The following is a 24,991-nucleotide window of genomic DNA, read 5'->3' on the forward strand; positions in this document are numbered from 1 at the left end:
TTTTTTTCTCTTTTCTAATTGTATTCCTCTTTGTGACAAACAGCCTCGATATTATTACTGTCTGGATCAATGATAAAAGCTGCGTCATAACCCTCATGATAATGGTTACGTTCCTAAGGAGCACCATTATCTTTGTCACCAGCAGCTAAACCTGTATGGTAAAAGGTTTCAACTTCTTACGCATCTTTGTATTAAAAGCAAAGTGATGGGGATTTGCTTGACCACTCTCCAACCAAAAATCTCCAGCAAGAGCACTTCCTCTAAGCTAACCAAAGCTAACAGCATATTCATTGTCGAAACTTAATTTATAACTAAGTGACTCTAAAGTTTTTCGATAGAAGGCTGTTGAGACTGTTGATTTTTAACACCAATACTAAAGTGGTCAATCATAAAACACCCTAGTTCTTTTCCATGAACTCTTTAATACGGCGAACAGCTTCTTTAAGGGTATCAAGGTCAGTCGCATAACTCAAACGAACATTCTCAGGGGCACCAAACCCTGCACCTGTTACCAAGGCAACTTCTGCTTCTTCTAAAATAGCATTCGTAAATGCTGTCACGTCTGTATAACCTTTCATCTCCATAGCTTTTTTGACATTTGGGAAAAGGTAAAAGGCACCTTGTGGCTTAATCACCTTAAAGCCAGGAATCTCAGCTAATAGAGGATAAATAGTATTTAGGCGTTCTTCAAAAGCTTGACGCATCCTTTCAATCGGCTCTTGGTCACCTGTTAAGGCTTCAATGGCAGCGTATTGTGCAACTGCTGTCGGGTTAGATGTGGTTTGACTAGCAATTTTTGCCATAGCAGAAATAATTTCTGGTTCACCTACAGCAAAACCAATGCGCCAACCTGTCATCGCATAAGTTTTTGAAACCCCATTAATCACAATAGTTTGTTTACGAATCTCTTCAGAGAGGCTAGAAATAGGCGTGAAACGATTGCCATTATAAACCAAACGTCCATAGATATCATCAGCCAAAATCAAAATATCATGCTCAACCGCCCAATCACCAATAGCTTTTAACTCTTTTGCTGTATAAATCATACCTGTTGGATTAGATGGTGAATTGAGTAAAAGAACCTTTGTTTTTTCTGTACGCGCTGACTCTAACTGTTCAACAGTAACTTTAAACTGATTTTCCTCAGTTGCTTGTACAAAAACTGGTTGTCCTTCCGCCATTTTAACCTGGTCAGCATAAGATACCCAATAAGGTGTTGGGATAATTACCTCGTCATTAGGATTAAGAACTGCCATAAAAAAGGCATAAAGAACAAACTTGGCACCTGTTGCCACCACCACCTGATTTGGGGTCACAGAATAGCCATAGTAATTTTCCATGTAAGTATTGATCGCATCCTTTAACTCAGGAAGTCCTGATGCCACCGTATAAAAGCTTGCTTTACCATTTGAAATAGCTTCAATCGCCTTGTCTTGAATATGTTTAGGTGTTGCAAAATCTGGCTCACCTAAGGTCAAAGCTAAGATATCACGACCTTCAGCTTTCAATGCCTTAGCACGCGCTCCTGCAGCTAAAGTAACACTTTCTTCCATAGTAAGCACACGCTCTGATAATTTTGTCATATACCCTCCGTTTTTACCAAATCCCCAGTTTTAAAATCAATGATATAGTAGGTTGTTCCAGATGCCACTTCCCAGATAGGTTTATCATCCATATAACCCAAAGTTGCCTTAACTGATTTAGCGCCATTTTCTTTAGCAATCTGTTCTGCTGCTTGTCTAGAAATCCCTTCTTTAGTCGGTATAATATGGATATCCTTATCTTTTATACCAATCACCACCACAACATTCTCATCTTGAGCAGTTTTACCAAAGACACTATAATAGCTTGTTTGTCCATTATACCGATCAATACGACTCACACTGGATAACTGGGCTTCCTTTGTAGCCACAGCCTTCACCATATTTTGTGTGTCAATATTGGGTTTCATAGAGAAAAAAATCACTAAAATAGTGGATAAAAATAAGACGAAAAAGACTAAACCAAGACCAATGATGAACTGCTCTTTGGTTGAGAGAACTCGTTTTCTTTTACGCTTTCCCATTTGATCTTCCTAAATTATTTGATGTTTTCTATTATATCAAAAAAAGCTTGTGATTTCAGTTACAATGTCAGGAAATTTTTTGCAAGATAGAGAACTATTTTGCTCAAGTATCTGACAAATTTGTTTGCCGTAACTTTTTGAGACTACTCGTTTATCTAAAATCAGAACTGCAGATACTTGATTTTCACGGCGCTGAGTTCTTCCGATAGCTTGTTTTAATTTCAAGGTCATGACAGGTAAGGTATAGTCATAAAAGGGATTTTTATGGTTTTGTCGCAAGTAGTGATTAACCTTTTTGACAAATCGATCTTCTGGATTTTCAAAAGGTAGGCGGGTAATCACCTCGATGAGCTGGTCTTGATGCACAAAATCAACTCCTTCCCAAAAACTGCCTGTCCCCAGCAAGATATTAACTTCTCCTCGATCAAAACGTTTTTTAATATTGTAAGCCAAGCCATTTTTTTCTTGACAGAGATGTTTCACCATCCAGGTATCCAAACGCTCCGATACTGCCAACATATGCTGTTTGGAATTAAATAACACTAAAATAGGCTTTTCTAGCTGTGAGAGTGCCATCAGTCGTCTAGCAATCTCTTCTTCATAAATGGCATCTGGCAAATCCACCAAATTTGGCATGGAAGTGTCAACCCATATCTTTTGATCAGAAGACTTAGTTGATTCAATCCGATAAGCCTCATAATCTGCTATACCAAGTAAATCTGGTAAGGTGACACGCTTACTAATCTCTAAGGTTGCCGACACAAAATACACTTTAGTCAAGTCAGGTAAGAAGGTTTGAAAACGAAATAAGTCAAGACGTGCTGCATTTAGGTAGGTTTTTCGTTGCTCTTGCTCGACTTCACTCTCAAACCAATAATCGCTGTAGTAAGGTAGAAAAATCTTCCACAGATCTTCTTCTAAACGAAGAGGATATTCACTGATATCTTGTCGTATGAACTCTAGGAGGTCTTGTGATAAACTCACTTCTTTTTTTTGATAAAAAGCCTGACTAGCCTGTGAAAGGTTAAATTGAAGACGTTCAAGGAGACGTTTTTGTAAAAGATTGACCGTCTGCTTGGCTTCTTTATCTAGCCATTGCAAGGTCTGGGTAATATCTAAACGTCGGCGAGAAAAGTTTTCCAAAGCTAAAAAGAATTTTTGGGCTTCGTCAACCACTAATACTTTTCCTTTTACAAAATCGATATCATCTTGCATCCTTTCAAGAAGGTAAGCGTGGTTGGTAATTAAAATTTGACTGGTTTTCGCTAGTTGGTCCGAACGCTCCCAAAAATCAACCGTTGCAAAGAGAGAATCTCTTTTCACTTGACCATCATGACGTAGCTCATCAAAATAAGACTCTAAGCGCTGCTTTTGCCTAATCTCATCCAAATCTCCTGTTTTAGTTTCAACCAGCCACACTAAGATTTGCATTTTAAAACGATTGAGCAAGCGATTTTTATCTTGGCGCTGCAGACTATGATAAAAGGCATCTAATTTGATGTAATTTCGAGGACTTTTCACACTATGGCTATTGATGTGAAAGATCTCTTTGAGCCGCTTTGCTTCATTTTCCATAATCTGATCTTGCAACAATTTTGTCGGCACACTTACTAAAATCTGCCCCTCTGCCTTAGCTAATAAAGGCAATAAGTAACCGTAAGTCTTACCGATTCCTGTCTGCGCCTCAATAAAACTGGGAACGAAAGAACCTAACCCGTCTTCAACGAGCTGTGAAAATTCTAATTGAGCAGCCCTCTCTTCTAAATCTAACAAAGCAAGATTAGTCAGAAAGTCTTGTGATAAATATTTGGATTTTCTATATTGCTTGCTATGTTGAATGACCAAACCACCAACTTCCAAGAGATGATCTGGTAACTGAGTGGGGACTTCCTCAAAAATCTCTTCAAGAACCAAACGCGACTCAAACAGAAGATGGTCCGCGAAAGACAAAATGGTTTCCAATGTTATCTTAGGTAGGCTAGCCATTTTTTCTCTGATTTTTAGAAAAAGCTGTGCTGTCGCATAAGCATCAGCTATAGCTGTATGCGCATCTTGTAAATCTAGGTCCAAGACTTCTGCTAAATTAGGTAAACTATATTTTTCAAAGCTCGGAAAAAAGACTTGTGCCAATTCAACCGTGTCAACTCTAGGTGTTCGTAACTCATACCCTTCAAAGAACAATTCTTCTGCTAAAAGATTGGCATCAAATTTGACATTATGGGCGACAAAAATACAATCCTCAATCAAGTGAAAAATCTCTCTTGCCACTTGCGAAAAATCAGGTGCCTTAGCCAAACGTTCATCGGTCAGACCTGTTAGTTCTACAATATGGTCATCTAAACTTTCATGAGGGTTAACATCTGTCTCGTAAGTTTTTATAATGTGATGATTTTCGATAATCACAATACCAACTTGAATAATTCTAGCATTGCTACCTGCAGAGGTTGCCTCCAAATCAACCACGGCATATTTTCTTGATTTTTTTTGACTCATAACACCTTAATTATAGCATAGTGCAGACTATTTCAACATGAGAAAGGGGGATTTTATCTTATTTGCTCATATGTTATAATAATTCTAACCTTATTTTAGAAAGACGATTTTACTATGATAAACTCAAAAAAATCGCTGGCTGAAGTTCATGCTAGTGTTTCTGTCCCAAAAACCAATAACTTTTGGAAACTTCTGATGACTTTCATAGGTCCTGGGAGTCTAGTAGCTGTAGGCTATATGGACCCTGGAAACTGGATAACAAGTGTTATTGGAGGGGCTAAGCACGGCTATAGTCTTCTCATTGTGATTCTCATTTCTTCTTTGATTGCCATGCAGCTTCAGCAAATGGCTGGAAAACTAGGTATGGTTACCCAGAAAGATTTGGCACAGTTAACAGCAGAACATCTTCCAAAACCTATCCGATACCTCTTGTTTGTTATTGCAGAATTGGCTTTAATGGCAACTGACCTAGCTGAGGTTATTGGATCTGCAATTGCACTTCATTTACTTTTTGGTTGGTCCTTGATTTTCTCAGTCTTTGTAACCATATTTGATGTTTTTATCCTTCTTTTACTGATGAAATTTGGGTTTAGAAAAATTGAAGCACTGGTTAGTACCCTCATTTTAACCATCTTTTTGATTTTTCTTTATTTGACTTTTCTAGCTAAACCGCATCCCAGTGCAATCTTTGCTGGCTACCTTCCTCAGACCATTCTCTCCAGTCCTCCTAGTCAGTATGCGTCACTTCTGACCCTATCACTTGGCATCATTGGGGCTACTGTCATGCCACATAACCTTTATCTGCATAGTGCTATCTCACAAACAAGAGCAGTTGATACCAGAGATAAAAAGGCATTAAAAAAGGCCATTCATTTTATGACCTTAGATTCTAATCTTCAACTTAGCTTAGCCTTTTTGGTCAATTCCCTCCTTTTAATTTTAGGCGCCAGCATTTTTCAAGGAAAAGCAGAGCATATTAAAGCATTTTCAGATATGTATCAAGCACTAGCAGACCCAAAAATCGCTGGTAGCATTGCCAGTGCTAGCCTATCAACACTTTTTGCCACAGCTCTCTTAGCTAGTGGGCAAAACTCCACCATCACAGGAACACTGACAGGGGAAATTGTCATGGAAGGCTTTCTTAATATCACCTTACCAAGATGGTTGATTCGCATGATCACAAGAAGTGTTGCTCTATTACCTGTTGCCATCTCTGCCCTAATTTTTGGCAATACAGAAGGAGCGCTAGATCAACTCTTAATTTACTCTCAGGTCTTTTTATCTATCGCACTTCCTTTTTCTATTTTTCCTTTGATTTATTTTAGCTCTAAAAAAGACATCATGGGGGAATTCCAAAATCGCAAATGGAATACCATATTAGCTTATGTGGCGGCTGTTATGTTGACGCTGTTAAATCTCAAGCTGATTATTGACTTATGGTGAAACCTAGAGCCGTTAGCTCCTCTAGGCCTCCTAGATTGGTTACTTTAGTAAATCCCTCATCTTTCAAATAAAGGGCTACCTGTTCCGCACGAACCCCTGCTTTACAATAGACATAAAGTTCCTGTGTTTGATCAGCAGTTTTTGCCCAATGGGGAATGTCACTCATAGGAATATTTTGGCTGCCCGTGATATGCCCTAGAGCATATTCCTCAGGTTCTCGAACATCAATCAGAAGGGCATTAGGATTCATTTTTTCTAACATTATCTACTCTTTTCTATCTTGATATACTTAGTATAGCAAATTTTAATAAGAATATCAGATTTTTAAACAATCAGAATAGCTTTCCCTTCAAACAACCTAAATACGGTGAGTAGGTTAATTCTTAATATAAGCTTCTCTAAAATCAGCTTCTCTTTACGATCAAGTAAGTATCTGAATTGAGATTCTCTTCTAAAGAAATACTATTTCATTTTAACAGTGCCTTTTTCAAAATAGCAAGCACTTCAAAAAATTTACTTTTTCCTCTTTTTTAGGTAAACTGGACTTATGGAAATTATTCGACTTTTAAATGCTGTCGCACGTGAAAACACTTATCTTTTAATAAATGATAAAGCTTGTCTTGTCATAGATCCAGGAAGTGATCATGCTGCGATCATTCATCAACTAGAAAAACAAAATCGTCCCTTGGCAGCTATCTTATTAACCCACACCCACTATGACCACATCATGAGTGTGGATATTCTTAGAGAGCGCTATGCTTGCCCAGTCTATGTTTCTGAAAAAGAGGCTGACTGGCTCTTTACCCCTGAGCTTAATCTTTCTGGTCTTGACCGCCACTCTGATATGCCTGATGTGATTATCAAGCCAGCAGATGCTTTTTTTAACTACCATAGTCCTTACCAGCTCTCTGGCTTTCAGTTTAGCGTCGTCCCTACACCTGGCCACTCACACGGTGGGGTTTCCTTTATCTTTGAAAAAGAGGAAACCGTCTTTTCTGGTGATGCGCTTTTTAAAGAAACTGTCGGACGTACTGACTTGCCTACCAGTAACTTTGATGATCTCATCGCTGGGATAAAAGAGCAACTGCTGACGCTACCTAATCACTATACCGTTTATCCCGGACACGGTTGGGATACCACTATTGGACACGAGAAAACCTTTAATCCGTTTTTAAACTAACCATTCTATCCATATCACATAAAAAACGATAAACATTCTGAAGATGTTTATCGTTTTTGTTATTATCAATTATACTTTCAAGAAACGTCTCATTGAGAGAACTGAACCTAGTGCTCCAATCACCATACCGACAGCTGCCATGGCAACAATCATAACTGGGATAAAAAAGCTAGGGGCATAAAGTGAGAGATTGTCTTCTTGGAAACTTGGATTCATCCCTTGATAAACCCAAGTATAGATAAAGAACATCAAGAGAGCTGGAACAATAGTTCCAATTAAGCCAATCCAAGCCCCCTCAAAGAAGAACGGTCCTTTAATGTAGGAATTTTTGGCACCTACAAGACGCATAATTTGAATTTCATTTTGACGTGCCATAATGGTGATACGAATAGTATTTGAAATGATAAAAATCGCAATCAATAACAAAATACCTGTCCCTGCTAGACCACCAATACGGATATAATTGGTAACAGTTGTTAAACGCTCGATATCTGCTCCACCAAAGTCAACCGAATCAACCTCTTCTAAATCTTGAATTTTTGCACTCAAACTTTTCAAGGAATCAGACGAGGTCAACTTAACTTCGTAAACATCCAAAAGTGGACTAGATTCCCAATCATCACCTAAAGTAGCCTTATATTTTTCTAGTTGTGCTTCCTTACTAGAATAAGTGATACTTTTGACTTGATCAAAAGCCATAATTTGATCATAAACCTTGTGATAATTCTTATTTGTAACGGTTTCACCTTTATCATTTTTAATCGTCTTTTGAGCGTCTGTCGATCCTTCTGATAAGCGAACTAAAATAGGAACATTCCCTTCAATATCTCTAGTCACCTTCTCGACATTTAACATCACTGAGGCAAACAAGCCCAATAGAATCAAGGTAATCGTCACAGAGGTTGTCGCAGCAAAGGTCATCCAACCATTACGTTTAATACTTTTCAGTGACTCCCAATTATAGCGAAAGAAACGCATCCGCACCATTAAAGTCACAAGCAAAGCAAGGATAATTACCCCTACACCTATTAGAATCCAAGGAGCTGCATTTCCGCCCACCTCTTGGCTACGTTGCCAAATTTGTTTCAATAGATTAGTCATCGTATCCATAGTCTCCTTCCTCTTGATCACGTACTAAACGTCCTTCTTCAACTGCTAGAACACGATGTTTCATAGTGTTGACAATAACACTATTATGCGTTGCCATAATCACAGTTGTCCCTTGAAGATTGATACGCTCAAGCAACTGCATTATCTCTAGCGCAATTTCAGGATCTAGGTTACCTGTTGGCTCATCGGCAATCAAAAGTTTTGGATTATTGACAATGGCACGCGCAATCGCAACACGTTGCTGCTCACCACCTGATAATTCCTCAGGAAATGAACGTGATTTATGTTTAAGACCAACTAAGTTCAATACCTCTGGCACACGCTTTTTAATATCCTTACGTTTGCTCCCAATCACTTCCATGGCAAATGCAACATTTTCATAAACCGTCTTTCGCTGAAGCAATTTATAGTCTTGGAAGACAACTCCAATGTTACGACGTAAAATAGGAACTTGACGCGCTTTAAGTTTTGTCAACTCAAATTCACCAACTTTAATGGTCCCTTTGGTTGCAGTTTCCTCACGGTACAAGAGCTTAATAAAGCTTGATTTTCCTGCTCCAGATGGACCAACAAGATAAACAAACTCTCCCTGATTGATAGAGACTGATAAATCTCTGAGTGCTGTAGAGCCACGTTTATATTTTTTGGTCACTCCTTTAAGTTCAATTAAGGCCATATTTTTCCTTTCTCTTATTCCATACGCCATTTTAGATAAGCGTCAATAAAGCCATCTAACTCACCGTCCATCACCTTATCCACTTGTGCTACTTCAAAGCTAGTCCGATGGTCTTTGACCATAGTATAAGGAGTAAAGACATATGATCTGATCTGACTTCCCCATGTAATCTCTTTTTTATCTCCTTTTAGAGCTGAGACTTCTTCGGCTTTTTTCTCTTGCTCCATTTGATAAAGCTTAGCCTGCAACATCTTCATGGCACGATCTCGGTTTCCATACTGGGTACGATCAACCGTTGAAGCTACGACAATTCCTGTTGGAATATGTGTCAAACGCACACCAGTTGAAACCTTGTTGACATTTTGTCCACCAGCACCACCTGAACGGAAAGTATCCATCTTAATCTCATCATCTCTAATCTCAACTTCAATGGTATCATCAAGTTCAGGCATTACCTCGACAGAAGTGAATGACGTGTGGCGTCGTTTGGCTGAGTCAAAAGGTGAAATCCTTACTAAACGATGTACCCCCATCTCAGACTTCAACAAGCCATAAGCATTTGGACCTTCAAACGATAAGGTAACAGATTTAATGCCAGCCTCATCACCTGCTTGATAGTCCAAAACCTCAACCTTAAAACCTTTAGCGTTTCCAAAACGGGTGTACATCCTCATGAGCATTTCTCCCCAATCTTGAGCCTCTGTTCCCCCTGATCCTGGGTGAATTTCCAAAATTGCATTATTATTATCGTAAGGCTCTGACAATAAGAGAGTCATCTCATAGCTGGTCATGATTTTCTCTAACTTTACAAGGCTCTCCTCTAACTCTTCTTGTAAAGAAGCATCTTCGGCTAGCATGTCTTGAAGAATCTCAACTTCATCAACCAGATCCTCCATATTGTGGAAGGTTTCATATTTTTGCTTTAACTCATTTAATTCTTGAGACGTTTTTTGCGCTGCAATGTTATCATTCCAAAAATCTGGCTCAGTCATACGATTTTCTAGCAGGGCAATCTCTTCTTCTAGGCGATCTAAGTCAAAGAGACCTCCTGAAGCTAGTCAACTTCTCTTTATGTTCTACTATTTTTTGACGGATTTCTGCAATATCCATACTATACCTCTTTCTTTTCAATCCTTTTCATTTTATCATAAATAGCCTATATTTGCCATTTTTTAAGGACTCTGGCACGCTCGTCCATAATATCATTATTAGATGAATCAATCCTTAACACAAAATTTTGAAGCTCTTCATTCGGTTTTTTGATAATTTCTCCAATAGCCCAAATGGCTGTTGCAACATGGATAGGATTTTGATTTTTATCAATGATTTCTAAAAGTTTTACCACTGCTGTTTTATCATGGGCATTAGCTAAAGCGATAATCGCATTTCGTTGCAAGATATTTTTTCCACGCCAAGATCCCGCAATCATTCCAAATTTCTCCTTGAACTGAGTATTTGATAATTCAAGAAATGGGATCAATTCTGGGTGCGCTAATTCTGGATCAATCTCTGTGACAGGAGGATGGTCAATCCCTTTATTATAAGGGCAAGAAATTTGACAAATATCACAACCATAGATAACCGTCTTTATTTTTTTCCGAAATTCTAAGGCCATCATTCCCTTATCTTGCGTTTGAAAGCTCAGACAACGTTTCGCATCCATGGTTGAATCACCATTTAAACAAGAGGTCGGACAAGAAGTTAAACAGCGCGTGCAATCACCACAACCATAATCAACAGGCTGATCAGGTTCAATCTCTAAATTGGTAATCAATTCCCCTAAAAACATATAAGAGCCGTATTCTTTAGAGATAACCAGCCCATTTTTTCCGATAAACCCAATCCCCGCTCGCCTAGCAACTGCCGTGTCAACCAAAGCACCTGTATCAACCATAGCCTTATGTTCATAAGGAAAACCTTCCTCTTGACATAGCCCTTCGATTCCTTCTGAAAGTTTTTTTAGCTTGTCGGCAACGACGTAATGATAATCAAGCCCCCAACTGTTAGGGGTTATCTTCCCCCGTTTATATTCGGTTTTTTGAGGTTGCTGGGGAAGTTTATGAGGATAAGCAATTGCAATGGAGATAATGGTTTTGGCACTTTCCAGTGACAGTCTTGGTTTCACCCTCTCCTCAATATTTTTATGTTCAAAACCTGAGTTAGTACCATTTTCGACTGCTAAGCGCAAGCTTTTCTCCAAATAAGAAAAATCATCAGCTGTTGCAAAACCTATCTTTGAAATACCAATATCATTGGCTAATTCTTGAATCCTTTTTTTAATATCCATATCTTTATTTTAGTGGAAAGCTGTTTGCGATGCAAGAAAAATAGGCTGGATAACTCCAACCTATTTAGGATGTTCTAAATCTTCTGGATGTTGAAACAAATCATTTTCCTCTTCGGATAAAGTCCAAGTCAAGCGAGACAACATGGGAACATCTACCATACTCATATAAGGGTAATTTTGATAGACTTCAAAAGTAACGCTATGAGCTTTACCATCATCTCGAACATCAATCACTTCGTAACGGTAGCTGACCTTGGCATCTTTTGGAAGCTCCTCTATATCACTGGTAGTTGCTCCTGACTCACCAATTTTTTCATTTAAAATAGCCAAAGTCTTTTGATCAGTTATTTTTGCCACTTGTTCATGACGAGCATTATAAACAAGGATATGATCTTGCTTTGCTGAAACCTGCCGACAAGCTACCAAAATCCAAAAAGATAAGATGAGACTGAACACACTGAGACTAACCAGTCTGAACCTCTTTTTCATGACTACCACCTCCCTTTTATTGTATTATATCACTAACACAATATTTTGTCAAAGATTAATAAAGGAGCTAAGGGGTTGACCTTAGCTCCTATTATCATTTTTTCTCAACCATTAAAATTTTAGATTGCTTTTTCATCGTAACCAAGTTTACGTTGAAAAAATTTGACGATTTCAACTGCCAATACCATAATTAAACTTCCAATGATGGTTACTAACCATTGTGTCGGAGATAAGACAGACACATGGAAGAAGGTATTAAATCCTGGAATAACAATTGTTGCCATCAACAACAAGAAAGCAAGTGGAATAGACCAGTTGAAGAGTCTGTTTTTAAAGAGTCCCACTGTAAAGATAGACTGGTAAACAGATTTAACGTTATAAGCATGTACCAACTGGATAAGACCCAAAGTCACATATGCCATCGTCAATGCATCTGCATGAATTTCTTTATAAGTTGCATGTTCTGGGTAAAGAAGTGCAAAACCATATACCCCAAGAACGAGGATAGTTTGTAAAATTCCTTGATAGATGATGGAACTCATCACACCACCTGAGAAGAAGCTTGAGTTACGTCCACGAGGCTTATGCGTCATAACACCTGGTTCTGCCGGTTCAACACCAAGCGCGATAGCTGGAAGGGTATCGGTCACTAAGTTAATCCATAAAAGATGAACTGGTTCAAGAACATCCCAACCAAATAAAGTCGCAAGGAAGATCGTTAGAACCTCTGCGGTATTAGCTGAAAGAAGGTACTGAATCGTTTTTTGAATGTTAGAGAAGACCTTACGTCCTTCTTCAACAGCAACAATAATGGTTGCAAAGTTATCATCTGCAAGGACCATGTCAGATGCTCCTTTAGATACCTCTGTACCTGTAATCCCCATACCAATACCAATATCGGCTGTCTTAAGTGATGGTGCATCATTAACACCATCACCGGTCATAGCAACTACCTTACCATCATTTTGCCATGCTTTCACAATACGAACCTTATGTTCAGGAGAAACACGCGCATAAACAGAGTATTGTTTGAAAACTTTTTGGAATTCTTCATCAGATAATTCATTAAGTTCTGCGCCAGTGAAGACATGGTCTTCTGTATCACCTTCTTCAATAATACCAAGACGCTTAGCGATAGCTTCTGCAGTATCTTGATGGTCTCCTGTGATCATGATTGGACGAATACCAGCTTCCTTAGCCACACGAACTGCTTCTGCTGCCTCTGGACGCTCAGGATCAATCATTCCGACAAGACCTGAGAAGACTAAGTCATTTTCAACAATGTCTGACTCAAGTTCAGGGATAGCATCAACGTACTTGTATGCCATCATCAAGACACGAAGGGCTTGTTTAGCCAATGATTTATTGGTAGCTAAGATAGCAGACTTATCTTCTTCTGTGATTGGACGGATAGAGCCATTATCTTCAATCTGTGTAACGCGCTTAAGTAGTTGATCAGGTGCACCTTTAACAGCAACCAAGAACTTACCATCTGCTTGCTGGTGAATGGTTGACATGAGTTTACGTGTTGAATCAAATGGTAACTCCGCAACACGAGGCTCATCAACTAAAGCTTCACGAACATCAAAATCATGATCAAGACCAAACTGAACAAGAGCTGTTTCCGTTGGATCTCCAATTAATTTCCCTGTTGGATCAACTTTAGTATCATTCGCAAAGTTCATGACACGAAGTGTTGAGTTACTTGCCTCAAATGCTTCTTTTGCATCAATCAATTGACCGTTTGTATAGACTTTTTCAACTGTCATTTGGTTCATCGTTAAAGTACCAGTTTTATCTGATGCAATAATTTCAGTTGAACCAAGTGTCTCAACAGCAGGCAACTTACGTACAATTGAATTACGTTTAGCAAGAACCTGTGTTCCAAGAGAAAGCACCACGGTAACGATGGCAGGAAGTCCTTCTGGAATAGCTGCAACAGCAAGTGCCACAGAGGTCATCAAACCTTCAAGTGGAGCCTGTCCTTGGATGAACACACCAACCGCAAAAGTAATGGCTGCAATCACTAAAACAGCATAAGTAAGTGTCTTAGATAAGTCATTCAAGTTTTGCTTAAGTGGTGTATCAGATTCGTCTGCATTAGCCAACATCCCTGCAATTTTACCAACTTCGGTAAACATTCCTGTATTGGTTACGACACCAATACCACGACCATAAGTGACGTTAGAGTTTTGATAAGCCATGTTTACACGGTCACCAATCCCTGCATCAGCTTCTAATGTTACCGTCAAATCTTTTTCAACAGGAACAGACTCACCTGTCAGCGCAGCTTCTTCAATTTTAAGAGAGTTTGCTTCTAACAAGCGCATATCTGCAGGCACCACATCTCCCGCTTCAAGCATAACCACATCACCTGGAACAAGATCTTTAGAGTCCACCTCTACTACGTGACCATCACGAAGGACACGAGCAACTGGACTAGACATGTTTTTTAAGGCTTCGATTGCTGCTTCAGCTTGACCTTCTTGATAGACACCAAAAGCTGCGTTAAGGACAACTACTGCCAAAATGATTACAGCATCTGCCCAATCATGACCACCTGTGGTAATAACTGATAGAACTGCGGCAACCAACAGGATAATGATCATCAGGTCTTTGAACTGATCTAGAAATTTTGCTAAGAGGGTGCGTTTTTCCCCTTCATCAAGTTCATTACGACCGTACTCTGTGAGACGTTTACTTGCTTCTTCACCAGTTAACCCTTCTGCTGAAGAGCCTAAGCTTGTCAACACATCGTCTGCATTTTGCGTGTAAAAAGTATCACGCTTTTGTTCTTTGGACAATTTTTCTCCTCCTTGGCCTCTATTTCTAAATGAAAAAGAGACCTGTTTTTATTAAAACAAGTCTCGCTATTTAAGATAGGGCCGGAAATAATTTCGGACTGACGACCCTATCACGATGAATATCGTTAGCTACTCCCTCGATTTGTTCTCTATTATAGCAAATTTATAAGGAAATTCAAACCATTTCTACTTCTGAAACCGTTTTCTAAGACCATGAAATTTTCATTTCGTAGTCTGCAAATATTTTTTGATTCTCTAAACCTTTCAAATGATAAGATAAATAAAGACATTGTTGATTCAAATCAACTTGATAAGCATCAGTTTGAGTGACAAAGTGCTGAATCCCTAAAGGTGTCGGAATAGTGACAACTGCTTCCTGACCTTCTAAAAAGCGCATAATGGTTTTAGGAGTTGAAAAGCGTGTCATCGTCATCTCAACGGATGAGAACTTAATCACAACTTTTTCTTTCTCTGAATTAGTAAAAAGTAAATAGTTATACCCTCCTTTTTGAAGCCATTCTCCCTCATGGACTTCGTGAATGTATTCGACCTCTTCACCCATTTGAATCTTATTTTTTAGACTAATTTTCACCACGATATCTCCTCTTAAACTATTCCTTTCTATTCTATCAAAAATTCCCAAAATTTGTCTTAGTTTCTTTAGCGCTAACTTTTCCAAAAAATAGGACTTTTTGCTATAATACTAACTATGATTGAAAAAATCTTCCGTGATCCTGTTCACAATTACATTCAAGTCAATTCTTTGGTTATCTATAAGCTCATCAATACCAAAGAATTTCAGCGTCTCAGACGAATCAAACAACTGGGAACAAGTTCATTTACCTTTCACGGTGCTGAACATAGTCGCTTTTCCCACTGTTTAGGAGCTTATGAGATTGCCCGACGCGTCTCTGATAAATTTGAACGGCATTATCCAAATCAGTGGTCTCCCAAGGAGTCCTTTTTAACCATGGTCGCCGCACTTTTACATGACTTGGGGCACGGTCCCTTTTCACACACCTTTGAACGCTTATTTCATACTGATCATGAGGCTGTAACTCAAGAGATTATTACAAATCCTGAAACAGAAATTTGTCAGATTCTTAAAACCGTTTCTGAGGACTTCCCAAATCAAGTGGCTAGTGTGATTGACCATACACATCCTAATAAGACTATTGTCTCTCTGATTTCAAGTCAAATTGATGTGGATAGAATGGATTATTTATTAAGAGACTCTTACTATACTGGGGCAAGCTATGGACAGTTTGATTTAACCCATATTCTAAGAACCATTCGCCCTGTAGCATCAGGAATTGCTTTTGATCAAAAAGGGATGCATGCTGTCGAGGACTATGTCATCCGTCGCTATCAAATGTACACGCAAATCTATTTCCACCCTGCTAGTCGGTCGGTTGAATTAGTTTTAGAAAAGTTGTTGCAACGTGCAAAATGGCTCTATCAAAAAAATCCAAATTATTTTTCTTTGAGTGCTCCAAAGCTGGTTCCCTTCTTTAAAGAAATCACTACTCTAGAAGATTATCTCTATCTAGATGATAGCATCTTAACGAGCTACTTTCAAAGTTGGATAGATTCTGAGGATGCTATTTTATCTGATTTGGCTACTTCTTTTATCAACCGTAAGCTATTCAAATCACTTTCTCTAGATGAAAATGATACCGATACCTTGTCCGCTCTAAAACAATGTATCGCAGCAGTTGGGTTTGATCCTGATTATTACACAGGATGCCATAAAACTGTAGATTTACCCTATGATAGTTATCATCCAAGAGATAAAAAACCTCGAACACAAATTGATATATTAGATAAGCACGGATCTATTGTTGAACTCTCACAACTCTCCAGTCTAGTCAGTAGCCTAACTGGAAAACAGCAAATCGACTTTCGTTTCTATTTTCCAAAAGAAATGTTAGAAGAAGATGATCTATTTTTAGAAACCAAGCAAGCTTTTAAATTACTTTTGAAACAATAAGGAGAACCTATGTCCATCAAACTTGTTGCTGTCGATATTGACGGTACACTCATTAACAGTAAACGCGAAATCACTCCAGAAGTCTATCAAGCTGTACAAGAAGCAAAACGAGCTGATGTCAAAGTTGTGATTACGACAGGACGTCCCATTGCAGGAGTTAAATCTCTCTTATCTGAACTCAATCTTGAAGATGAAGGTGACTATGTCATCACTTTCAACGGGGGACTGGTTCAAGATACGGCGACTGGTGAAGATTTAGTCAAAGAGACGCTCACTTATGAAGACTATTTGGAAATTGAATATCTAGCACGAAAACTTGGTCTTCATATGCATGCCATTACCAAAGATGGTATCTATACCGCCAACCGAAATATTGGTAAATACACCGTTCATGAAGCAACACTAGTCAATATGCCAATTTTTTACCGCACACCTGAAGAGATGGCAGATAAAGAAATTGTCAAAATCATGTTTATTGATGAACCTGAAATTCTTGACCCTGCTATCAAAAATATTCCCGATGAATTTTATGAAAAGTATAACCTGGTTAAATCACAACCCTTCTACCTAGAAGTTGTTCACAAAAATGTCAGCAAGGGGAATGCAATTATTCATCTTGCTAAAAAACTTGGTCTTACTATGGAGCAAACCATGGCTATTGGAGATGAGGAAAATGACCGTGCCATGCTAGAAGTTGTTGGCCATCCAGTCGTTATGGAAAATGGGAATCCTGAACTGAAAAAAATCGCCAAACATATCACCAAATCAAACGATGAATCTGGTGTTGCACATGCTATTAGAGAGTGGGTATTAAAATAATGTACACCTATCAAGTGAATATTACTGAAAAAGAGCATGATGACTTTGTCAGCTCTCATAAACAAGCTAATCTCTTACAAAGTAGCTCTTGGGCAAAGGTAAAAGATAATTGGGGAAATGCAAGAATTGGCTTTTATGAAAATGAGATACTAAAAGCTGTGGCTTCTATACTTATCCAGCCCCTGCCACTTGGATTTACCCTCTTATATATCCCTCGCGGTCCCATTATGGATTACACAGATAAGAAACTTGTCGCTTTTGTTCTAAAAAGTCTTAAAGAGTTTGGAAAAACCAAACGAGCTATTTTCATCAAATTTGATCCTAGCTTATTTTTAACCAAAGGGTTGATCACAGAAGAAAAATCAGACAATGCTGAAACTCTTGAAATCATCACTACTTTAGAGAGTTTAGGTTGTGAATGGACTGGACGAACAACAAATCTTGATGAAAATATTCAACCTCGTTTCCAAGCCAATATCTATCAAGATTATTTTTCAGATGAACAACTCTCCAAAAGTACTAAGCAAGCCATCCGAACCTCTCTAAATAAAGGGGTGGAAATTAGTTTTGGACAGACCGAATTTTTAGATGAATTTTCAGATCTCATGAAAAAAACAGAGGACCGCAAATCCATCTCACTTCGCGGAAAAAACTACTACAAAAAATTACTAGAAACCTACCCTGAACACTCTTATATCACTCTAGCTCACTTAGACCTAGAAAAACGTCAAACTTCTCTTCTTCAACAAAAAACTAAATTAGAGAATGAAGCTGCTAAATTTACTGAAAAAACCAAAGCAAGTAAAATCACTCATAACCAACAAGAGTTAGATAGAATAACAGAGGAACTCGCATTTTTGGAAGAAAAACTGAAAGATGGTCCAAAAAAAGTTGCCTTAGCTGGAACTTTAACCTTAGAGTTCGCTCAAACCTCTGAAAACGTCTACGCAGGTATGGATGACGAGTTCCGTCGTTATCAGCCTGCTATTATAACTTGGTATGGAACGGCTAAACATGCTTTTAAACGTGGTGCCATCTGGCAAAATATGGGAGGAGTAGAAAATGGCCTTGACGGAGGACTCTACAACTATAAATCTAAATTTAATCCTATTATTGAAGAATTTGCAGGTGAATTTAACCTCCCCGTAAACACTATTTTCTACCGTCTCACTAATAGTGCTTATAAAATTCGTAAAAAATTGAGGAGTAAAAATTAATGATTTTTTCTACTATTAGCAAGAAAGAGTTTTTAAACCACTGTCAACTTGCTGACAAAAAATCCTTTTTACAATCAGAAGAAATGGCCACATTGTTAAAAAAACGTGGATACACTGTTACTTATCTTGGTCTAAAAAACTCCCAAAAGGAAATAGTGATTTCTAGTTTAGTTTATAGCAAACCAATGACTGGTGGGCTATACATGGAATTAAATTCTGGCCCTGTCGCTACTGATCTCTCCTATCTTTCTGATTTTTATAGAGAATTACAAACTTATGCTAAACAAAAAGGCGTGATAGAGCTTGTCGTCAAACCCTATCAAACCTATCAAACCTTTGACACTGATGGAAATCCAATCTCGAAAGAACACACTGAATTGATAACTGATTTAACTTCCCTAGGCTATCTCCACGATGGCTTAAAAACAGGTTATCCTGGTGGGGAGCCTGATTGGCATTATGTCAAAGATTTAACTGACCTTAATCCTCAAACACTCCTAAAATCCTTTAGTAAGAAGGGCAGACCCTTAGTAAAAAAATCCCAAACATTTGGGATAAAATTGAAACGCCTAAATCGGGACGAACTTTACTTATTTAAAGAAATTACTAGCTCTACCTCAGAACGCAGAGAATATAGCGATAAAAGTTTAGACTATTATCAAGATTTTTATGATAGTTTTGGTGATAAAGCTGAATTTATGGTGGCAGTCTTAAATTTTCAAGATTATTACCAACACCTCGAGGAGGATCAAGAAAAACTTTCAAATAAAATAAATCAATTAACAGAACGCTTAGAAGCTCAACCTCAGTCCCAAAAACTCCAAAACCAAATCCGAGAGTTTTCTCAGCAACATGAAACCTTCGAAACTCGGAAACAAGAAGCAAAAGAATTCATTCAGAAATATGGAAATGAAGATAAGATCTTAGCAGGAAGCCTCTTTCTTTATACTCCTCAAGAAGCAGTTTACCTTTTCAGCGGATCTTATCCAGAATTTAATAAATTCTATGCTCCTGCCCTTTTACAAGAGTATGTCATGCAAGAAGCCATTAAGCGTGGCATCACTTTTTATAACTTCTTAGGGATAATGGGAGAATTTGACGGTTCTGATGGTGTTTTACGATTTAAGCAAAACTTCAATGGCTATATTGTTAGAAAAATGGGAACCTTCCGTTACTATCCAAAACCTATTTTATACAAAGTTATTCAAATACTAAAATCATTACTTCATCGTTCATAAAGGAGTCTTATGGCATTCCAAATTATTACCCCTCAACAATTTCATAACCATATTTTAGCAGCAGACGCCCAAGCATTTGAGCAATCTCCTCAGATGGCTCTTCTATTGAAAAAAAGAGGTTATCGTATCCAAATGGTCGGCTATGTAAAAGATAACGACATAAAGGTTTCTGCTCTAGTATTCAGCACTCCTATCGCTGGTGGACTAGCTATGGAAATCAATAACGGTCCTATTGTTACCGATCCAACCTACTTGGAAGATTTTTATAAGGGCCTCCAAAATTTCTCAAAACAAGAAGGTGCTATTGAGTTAAAGGTTAAACCTTACGATAATTATCAAATCTTAGACAGTAATGGCTCAGCCTTATCAGAGGAAAATCAGGCCCTGATTGACCACATGCAACATTTAGGGTTTCAACACTCTGGCTTAGAAGTTGGCTATCATACAGGAGATTGGAATTATGTTAAAGATCTTAGTCAGCTAACACCTGAGACACTCTTTAAATCTTTCAGTAAAAAGGGACGACCGCTCGTTAAAAAAGCTAAAACCTTTGGAATAAAAATCAAAAAATTAGAGAGATCAGATTTAGCAATTTTCAAGGAAATCACCTCTGCCACCTCTGATCGTCGTGACTTTGATGATAAACCATTGGAATACTATGAGTATCTTTTTGATAGCTTTGGCGATAAGGCAGAATTTGTCATCGCGACATTAAATTTCCAAGACTACTTGGATAACCTTAATACCGATCAAGCTAAATTAAAAGAAAAAATTGATCGACTAGCAAATGACCTTGAGAAAAACCCAAATTCTGAGAAAAAACAGAATCAGTACCGAGAGTTATCTAGTCAATTCGAGACATTTGATGTCCGTAAAAATGAAGCCCAAGAATTAATTAACCAATATGGACAAAACGACACCCCTTTATGTGCTAGTCTCTTCCTCTATTTAGAAAAAGAGGCTTTCTACCTCTACAGTGGATCTTATTCTGAATTTAACCGTTTCTATGCTCCTGCTATCTTACAAGAATATGCTATGTTAGAAGCCATGAAACGTGGTTTAAAACGCTACAACTTTCTTGGTATAAAAGGAGTATTTGATGGTACTGATAGTATATTAAGGTTTAAGCAAAACTTTGAGGGATATATTGAACATAAACCAGGATATTTCCTTTACCATCCACATCCACTCAAGCATAAGACTTATCAATTCATCAAAAAACTACTCGGTAGAAATTAACAGAACATCCCTAATTGAGATCCATTATATCTTCCAAAAAACAGGAAACTAAAAATATTTATAAAATTTAAAAAGACTTGTGAAAAACACAAGTCTTTTTAAATTTTATTTTACAAAGTCAAGAAGAGCTAGGAAGCTATCTGCTTCAAGTGAAGCACCACCTACAAGTGCACCATCCACATCAGGAGATGCCATATACTCTGCAACGTTTGATGGGTTTACAGAACCACCATATTGAACACGTACTTTATCAGCAACATCTTGTCCAAAATCAGCTGCAACAACATCACGAACTGCTTTACACATTTTTTGTGCATCATCTTGAGTCGCTGACTTACCAGTACCAATAGCCCAAATTGGCTCATAAGCAATCACAAGTGAAGCAACTTGTTCTGCCGAAAGATCTTTAAGTGCTGCTGAAACTTGAGCACCCACAAATTCAACTGCTTTACCAGCTTCGTAAGTTTCAAGTGACTCACCACAACAAATGATTGGCGTCATACCATTACGGAAGATAGCATGGGCTTTTTTATTGATGTCTTCATCAGTTTCGTGGAAGTAATCACGACGCTCTGAGTGACCAATAACAACATAGTTAACACCCATTTCAGACAATACTTTAGGGCTGTTTTCACCAGTAAAAGCACCTGCATCTTCAAAGTAGCAGTTTTGTGCTGCAACTTTAAGTTCTGAATCTTTAGCGAACCAAAGAAGTGCATTCAAATCAACTGCAGGAGCTGCAATGGCTGCTTCTACAAGATCAGCTGAAGGTAATTTACCTGCAATTGCCTCAACAAAAGCTTGAGCTTCTTGAGGGTTTTTGTTCATTTTCCAGTTACCAGCAATAATTGGTTTACGTGACATTTCACATACCTCTTCTTTTTTTATTTACCTTACTATTTTATCATATTTTTAGAAGCAACAAAAGGAATTTATCAGATTTTATCAAAAAAAGCTCCACCTAAGTGGAGCTTCAATTAAAGTTGTCTGACTCTAATTGTTAGTTTGGGAACTTAATTTAAATTAAGCTTCGATTTCTGAAACGATACCTGAACCAACAGTACGTCCACCCTCACGGATTGAGAATGTTGTACCTTGTTCTACGGCGATTGGGTGGATCAACTCAACGTCGATTGTCACGTTATCACCAGGCATAACCATTTCAGTACCTGCAGGAAGTTCGATAGAACCTGTTACGTCAGTTGTACGGAAGTAGAACTGTGGACGGTAGTTGTTGAAGAATGGAGTATGACGTCCACCTTCTTCTTTAGTAAGGATGTAAACTTCACCTTTGAATTTAGTGTGTGGGTTGATTGAACCTGGTTTAGCAATAACTTGTCCACGTTCGATTTCGTCACGTTGTACACCACGAAGAAGAACACCAACGTTATCTCCAGCAAGACCTTCGTCAAGTTGTTTACGGAACATTTCAACACCAGTAACAACTGCTTTTGAAGTTTCTTCTTTGATACCAACGATTTCGATTTCATCGTTAACACGAACAGTACCACGGTCGATACGTCCTGATGCTACTGTACCACGACCAGTGATTGAGAATACATCTTCGACTGGAAGAAGAAGTGGTTTGTCAGTATCACGTTCTGGTTCTGGGATGTACTCATCTACAGTGCTCATCAATTCCATGATGATATCTTCAAATTGAGTGTCACCTTCAAGAGCTTTAAGAGCTGAACCTTGGATAACTGGAAGGTCATCACCTGGGAAATCGTATTCTGAAAGAAGGTCACGGATTTCCATTTCAACCAATTCAAGCAATTCTTCATCATCAACAAGGTCGATTTTGTTCATGAATACGATAAGGTGTTTAACACCAACCTGACGTGAAAGAAGGATGTGCTCACGAGTTTGTGGCATTGGTCCGTCAGTTGAAGCTACTACAAGGATAGCACCGTCCATTTGAGCGGCACCAGTGATCATGTTTTTAACGTAGTCCGCGTGTCCTGGAGCGTCGATGTGAGCGTAGTGGCGTTTTTCAGTTTCGTACTCAACGTGTGCAGTGTTGATAGTGATACCGCGCTCGCGTTCTTCTGGAGCAGCATCGATTGACGCGTAGTCTTTTGGCTGGTTAACAGCTGATGGAAGACGACGTGCAAGTACAGTTGTGATAGCTGCAGTTAGGGTAGTTTTACCGTGGTCAACGTGTCCGATTGTACCAATGTTAACGTGCGGTTTACTACGGTCATATTTTTCTTTTGCCATTTGAGTAAAAGCCTCCAATAAAATATATTTTATAGATAGACAGTAGGCAATACAGTCTAACTTTACCTTATTATTTTATCAAATTATGATAAAAATGCAAGTGTTTTACTTTTTTTTTACCGATTTCTTCTCTCCTATATCAAATAAACTACTTTAATAAAAGCAACTCTCTATAGCAAGCTCAGAATTTTTCTTTTAATCTCGCTGTACTAACTTCTTTTTAGCCGTTCAGGACTGGATTGATTTAATATCCCTACTCTTTCTATAGATTAGTTATTTATCAATCAATCATCCATCAATAAATATCAAATAAATAAAAAAGATTGGTCAATCCAATCTTTTTTAGAATACTTCATATAATTCTTCTTCAATTTCTTGCGTCAGTTTCTCTCTTTTTTCGGTAGCATCTATATTCAAAACAATACCTACAGCAATCGATAATACCAATAAGCTATTTCCTCCTTGTGATAAGAAAGGAAAGGTTACCCCTGTTGATGGAATTAAGCCTGAAATCCCACCGATATTTACAAAAACTTGCATTAACATCATAGCACCCAAACCAAGTGCTACCATTGAATTGAAAGGATTTCTGGCTTTTATACCGACTAAAAAAATGCGTAAGATAAGGAAAAAAACTAGAGCGAGTATTAGGCTGGCACCAATCAGACCAAGCTCTTCAATAACAATTGAGAATACAAAGTCCGTCTGAGCTTCTGGAAGGTAACCATTTTTTTCAATAGAGTTTCCCAAACCGCGACCAAACCAACCACCATTACTCATGGCGTAATAAGAATTGGCTAACTGGTGTCCTGAGTCCGTTAAGTCTTCAAACGGATTATAAAAAGCTTTAAACCGCTTTGCAACATAACCAAAAACTGGTACTTTAGCCACTTTATCCACCCCTATAACTGAAATACTTCCCAATAACAGTGTGGAGCTAATCACAATCGTAAGGATTAGAGAAACAAACCACCTATAGCCAATTCCTGAAACAGAGAACAAAACAATAGCTGTCAATACAATAATGGAAGCATTTCCCAAGTCTGGCTGCATAGCCACTAGCCCTATCAAAATAGCGGTATAGGTTCGCCAATCTCTAAAAGTTTTTGGTAAAAATGTTCCTTTAGTCAAAGCTTGGTAGTCTTTTTGAGCGATGGACTGTTGACGTCTTGAAAAAGTAAAAGCTAAAAACCAAACTATAATAATTTTTAGGTATTCTGCTGGCTGAAATGACAACGGACCAAGCATAATCCAACCACGAGCACCATTAACTTCCTCACCAAATACACGGGCAATTATCAACAAAAGAATTTCAATTAAGATAACCATTGACACAACCGTTGGTTTCCTTAAAAAATTCAATTTTAAGCGATAAATAAAAGCAATACCAATTAAACTTATAATCCAAAATACACCTTGGTTAATAACCGAACGAAAAGGATTCAATCCGTATTGTACCATGGTTACACTGGTCGTCGAATAAACTACTATCAATCCTAAAACAGATAGGATTAAATAAGGAATTAAGATTGAGTAATTTAATAACTGCTTTTTATCAATTTGTGTCATTAATAATATACTTCCTACTCTTTACAATATATCATTGGCATTATACCATCTTTGTGTTTAAAAATAAACTCGTAGACAAAACATCAAAAATACAATAATAAGTTGAATATAGTGTGAACATCCTGATAAAGAATCTGATTAAAAAGAGAGAA

General features: G+C 38.0%; 21 protein-coding genes and 1 pseudogene. 7 read left to right on the top strand and 15 right to left on the bottom strand.

Annotated elements, in window-relative coordinates:
• Window positions 1–14: 14 nt before the first annotated feature.
• The 4 genes and pseudogenes from ACEE75_RS07665 to ACEE75_RS07680 all read right to left on the bottom strand — a co-directional run bounded on the left by ACEE75_RS07665 (window position 15) and on the right by ACEE75_RS07680 (window position 4,558).
• A pseudogene (locus tag ACEE75_RS07665) lies at window positions 15–390 on the bottom strand (VOC family protein).
• A gap of 8 nt (window positions 391–398) precedes the next feature.
• Window positions 399–1,583 carry a pyridoxal phosphate-dependent aminotransferase gene (locus ACEE75_RS07670; RefSeq protein ID WP_447575589.1) on the bottom strand — a complete coding sequence of 395 codons (1,185 nt, stop codon included), beginning with the start codon at window positions 1,581–1,583 and terminating at the stop codon, window positions 399–401.
• A complete protein-coding gene (locus ACEE75_RS07675) occupies window positions 1,580–2,065 on the bottom strand; it encodes a cell wall elongation regulator TseB-like domain-containing protein (RefSeq protein ID WP_447575588.1) in 486 nt (161 codons plus the stop codon). Before ACEE75_RS07675 ends, ACEE75_RS07670 begins: the two co-directional genes overlap by 4 nt.
• Before the next feature lie 36 nt (window positions 2,066–2,101).
• Window positions 2,102–4,558 carry a bifunctional DnaQ family exonuclease/ATP-dependent helicase gene (locus tag ACEE75_RS07680; RefSeq protein ID WP_447575587.1) on the bottom strand — a complete coding sequence of 819 codons (2,457 nt, stop codon included), beginning with the start codon at window positions 4,556–4,558 and terminating at the stop codon, window positions 2,102–2,104.
• Between the two features lie 114 nt (window positions 4,559–4,672).
• Here ACEE75_RS07680 and ACEE75_RS07685 point away from each other — a divergent pair, with 114 nt between their 5' ends.
• Entirely contained in the window at window positions 4,673–6,001 is a 1,329-nt protein-coding gene (locus ACEE75_RS07685) for an Nramp family divalent metal transporter (protein ID WP_447575586.1), read from the top strand.
• Here the strand turns inward: ACEE75_RS07685 and ACEE75_RS07690 are convergent.
• The gene (locus ACEE75_RS07690) at window positions 5,985–6,263 is read right to left on the bottom strand and encodes a rhodanese-like domain-containing protein (RefSeq protein WP_447575585.1); all 279 of its coding nucleotides are present in this window, start codon (window positions 6,261–6,263) and stop codon (window positions 5,985–5,987) included. The two genes, ACEE75_RS07685 and ACEE75_RS07690, sit on opposite strands and share 17 nt — an antisense overlap.
• A 285-nt stretch (window positions 6,264–6,548) precedes the next feature.
• Between ACEE75_RS07690 and ACEE75_RS07695 the strand changes: the two genes are divergently transcribed.
• A complete protein-coding gene (locus ACEE75_RS07695; RefSeq protein ID WP_447575584.1) occupies window positions 6,549–7,181 on the top strand; it encodes an MBL fold metallo-hydrolase in 633 nt (210 codons plus the stop codon).
• A 69-nt stretch (window positions 7,182–7,250) separates the two neighbouring features.
• On the opposite strand, the gene ftsX is transcribed toward ACEE75_RS07695, so the two are convergent.
• The 7 genes from ftsX to ACEE75_RS07730 form a co-directional block, all read right to left on the bottom strand.
• A complete protein-coding gene (ftsX, locus tag ACEE75_RS07700; protein ID WP_447575590.1) occupies window positions 7,251–8,168 on the bottom strand; it encodes a permease-like cell division protein FtsX in 918 nt (305 codons plus the stop codon).
• Window positions 8,169–8,274: 106 nt separating this feature from the next.
• A complete protein-coding gene (ftsE, locus tag ACEE75_RS07705) occupies window positions 8,275–8,967 on the bottom strand; it encodes a cell division ATP-binding protein FtsE (RefSeq protein ID WP_354368298.1) in 693 nt (230 codons plus the stop codon).
• A gap of 14 nt (window positions 8,968–8,981) precedes the next feature.
• Window positions 8,982–10,077, bottom strand: a protein-coding gene (gene prfB, locus ACEE75_RS07710; protein WP_427895248.1) for a peptide chain release factor 2 whose coding sequence is annotated in 2 segments (ribosomal slippage) — window positions 8,982–10,004 and window positions 10,006–10,077 — 1,095 coding nt in all. Because the reading frame shifts where the segments join, the coding sequence is not laid out codon by codon here.
• A gap of 46 nt (window positions 10,078–10,123) precedes the next feature.
• On the bottom strand, window positions 10,124–11,254 hold the full coding sequence (queG, locus tag ACEE75_RS07715) for a tRNA epoxyqueuosine(34) reductase QueG (RefSeq protein ID WP_447575583.1): 1,131 nt from the start codon (window positions 11,252–11,254) through the stop codon (window positions 10,124–10,126).
• Between the two features lie 60 nt (window positions 11,255–11,314).
• Entirely contained in the window at window positions 11,315–11,743 is a 429-nt protein-coding gene (locus ACEE75_RS07720) for a hypothetical protein (protein ID WP_447575582.1), read from the bottom strand.
• A 119-nt stretch (window positions 11,744–11,862) separates the two neighbouring features.
• Entirely contained in the window at window positions 11,863–14,547 is a 2,685-nt protein-coding gene (locus ACEE75_RS07725; protein WP_447575581.1) for a cation-translocating P-type ATPase, read from the bottom strand.
• Window positions 14,548–14,752: 205 nt separating this feature from the next.
• On the bottom strand, window positions 14,753–15,139 hold the full coding sequence (locus tag ACEE75_RS07730; protein ID WP_447575580.1) for a DUF1934 domain-containing protein: 387 nt from the start codon (window positions 15,137–15,139) through the stop codon (window positions 14,753–14,755).
• 117 nt (window positions 15,140–15,256) lie between these two features.
• Between ACEE75_RS07730 and ACEE75_RS07735 the strand changes: the two genes are divergently transcribed.
• Genes ACEE75_RS07735 through ACEE75_RS07755 form a run of 5 tightly spaced genes read left to right on the top strand, consistent with a single transcriptional unit; the run spans window position 15,257 to window position 21,050 of the window.
• Entirely contained in the window at window positions 15,257–16,537 is a 1,281-nt protein-coding gene (locus tag ACEE75_RS07735) for an HD domain-containing protein (RefSeq protein ID WP_447575579.1), read from the top strand.
• 9 nt (window positions 16,538–16,546) lie between these two features.
• Window positions 16,547–17,356 carry a sugar-phosphatase gene (yidA, locus tag ACEE75_RS07740; protein ID WP_447575578.1) on the top strand — a complete coding sequence of 270 codons (810 nt, stop codon included), beginning with the start codon at window positions 16,547–16,549 and terminating at the stop codon, window positions 17,354–17,356.
• Window positions 17,356–18,573 carry an aminoacyltransferase gene (locus ACEE75_RS07745; protein ID WP_447575577.1) on the top strand — a complete coding sequence of 406 codons (1,218 nt, stop codon included), beginning with the start codon at window positions 17,356–17,358 and terminating at the stop codon, window positions 18,571–18,573. The genes yidA and ACEE75_RS07745 overlap by 1 nt, the downstream gene beginning before the upstream one ends.
• Window positions 18,573–19,811, top strand: coding sequence for an aminoacyltransferase (locus ACEE75_RS07750; protein WP_447575576.1), 1,239 nt, complete (start codon window positions 18,573–18,575; stop codon window positions 19,809–19,811). The genes ACEE75_RS07745 and ACEE75_RS07750 overlap by 1 nt, the downstream gene beginning before the upstream one ends.
• 9 nt (window positions 19,812–19,820) lie before the next feature.
• Window positions 19,821–21,050, top strand: a complete 1,230-nt coding sequence (locus tag ACEE75_RS07755) for an aminoacyltransferase (protein WP_447575575.1) — start codon at window positions 19,821–19,823, stop codon at window positions 21,048–21,050.
• Between the two features lie 105 nt (window positions 21,051–21,155).
• On the opposite strand, the gene tpiA is transcribed toward ACEE75_RS07755, so the two are convergent.
• The 3 genes from tpiA to ftsW all read right to left on the bottom strand — a co-directional run bounded on the left by tpiA (window position 21,156) and on the right by ftsW (window position 24,839).
• Window positions 21,156–21,914: a triose-phosphate isomerase gene (tpiA, locus tag ACEE75_RS07760; RefSeq protein WP_354368277.1), complete on the bottom strand. Its 759-nt coding sequence runs from the start codon at window positions 21,912–21,914 to the stop codon at window positions 21,156–21,158.
• A gap of 159 nt (window positions 21,915–22,073) precedes the next feature.
• Entirely contained in the window at window positions 22,074–23,270 is a 1,197-nt protein-coding gene (gene tuf / locus ACEE75_RS07765; protein WP_354368275.1) for an elongation factor Tu, read from the bottom strand.
• Between the two features lie 342 nt (window positions 23,271–23,612).
• The gene (ftsW, locus tag ACEE75_RS07770; RefSeq protein WP_447574932.1) at window positions 23,613–24,839 is read right to left on the bottom strand and encodes a cell division peptidoglycan polymerase FtsW; all 1,227 of its coding nucleotides are present in this window, start codon (window positions 24,837–24,839) and stop codon (window positions 23,613–23,615) included.
• Between the last annotated feature and the right edge of the window lie 152 nt (window positions 24,840–24,991).

Source organism: Streptococcus sp. 11273D007BT (genome assembly GCF_053547195.1).

Bases quoted from the DNA above. Each gene is read 5' to 3' on its own strand.
- ACEE75_RS07745 (WP_447575577.1), top strand. From the start codon at position 17,356: ATGTACACCTATCAAGTGAATATTACTGAAAAAGAGCATGATGACTTT.
- ftsW (WP_447574932.1), bottom strand. From the start codon at position 24,839: ATGACACAAATTGATAAAAAGCAGTTATTAAATTACTCAATCTTAATT.
- queG (WP_447575583.1), bottom strand. From the start codon at position 11,254: ATGGATATTAAAAAAAGGATTCAAGAATTAGCCAATGATATTGGTATT.
- ACEE75_RS07755 (WP_447575575.1), top strand. From the start codon at position 19,821: ATGGCATTCCAAATTATTACCCCTCAACAATTTCATAACCATATTTTA.
- tuf (WP_354368275.1), bottom strand. From the start codon at position 23,270: ATGGCAAAAGAAAAATATGACCGTAGTAAACCGCACGTTAACATTGGT.
- ftsX (WP_447575590.1), bottom strand. From the start codon at position 8,168: ATGGTGCGGATGCGTTTCTTTCGCTATAATTGGGAGTCACTGAAAAGT.
- yidA (WP_447575578.1), top strand. From the start codon at position 16,547: ATGTCCATCAAACTTGTTGCTGTCGATATTGACGGTACACTCATTAAC.
- ACEE75_RS07695 (WP_447575584.1), top strand. From the start codon at position 6,549: ATGGAAATTATTCGACTTTTAAATGCTGTCGCACGTGAAAACACTTAT.
- ACEE75_RS07735 (WP_447575579.1), top strand. From the start codon at position 15,257: ATGATTGAAAAAATCTTCCGTGATCCTGTTCACAATTACATTCAAGTC.
- ACEE75_RS07675 (WP_447575588.1), bottom strand. From the start codon at position 2,065: ATGGGAAAGCGTAAAAGAAAACGAGTTCTCTCAACCAAAGAGCAGTTC.
- ACEE75_RS07670 (WP_447575589.1), bottom strand. From the start codon at position 1,583: ATGACAAAATTATCAGAGCGTGTGCTTACTATGGAAGAAAGTGTTACT.
- ACEE75_RS07690 (WP_447575585.1), bottom strand. From the start codon at position 6,263: ATGTTAGAAAAAATGAATCCTAATGCCCTTCTGATTGATGTTCGAGAA.
- ACEE75_RS07750 (WP_447575576.1), top strand. From the start codon at position 18,573: ATGATTTTTTCTACTATTAGCAAGAAAGAGTTTTTAAACCACTGTCAA.
- tpiA (WP_354368277.1), bottom strand. From the start codon at position 21,914: ATGTCACGTAAACCAATTATTGCTGGTAACTGGAAAATGAACAAAAAC.
- ACEE75_RS07720 (WP_447575582.1), bottom strand. From the start codon at position 11,743: ATGAAAAAGAGGTTCAGACTGGTTAGTCTCAGTGTGTTCAGTCTCATC.
- ACEE75_RS07685 (WP_447575586.1), top strand. From the start codon at position 4,673: ATGATAAACTCAAAAAAATCGCTGGCTGAAGTTCATGCTAGTGTTTCT.
- ftsE (WP_354368298.1), bottom strand. From the start codon at position 8,967: ATGGCCTTAATTGAACTTAAAGGAGTGACCAAAAAATATAAACGTGGC.
- ACEE75_RS07680 (WP_447575587.1), bottom strand. From the start codon at position 4,558: ATGAGTCAAAAAAAATCAAGAAAATATGCCGTGGTTGATTTGGAGGCA.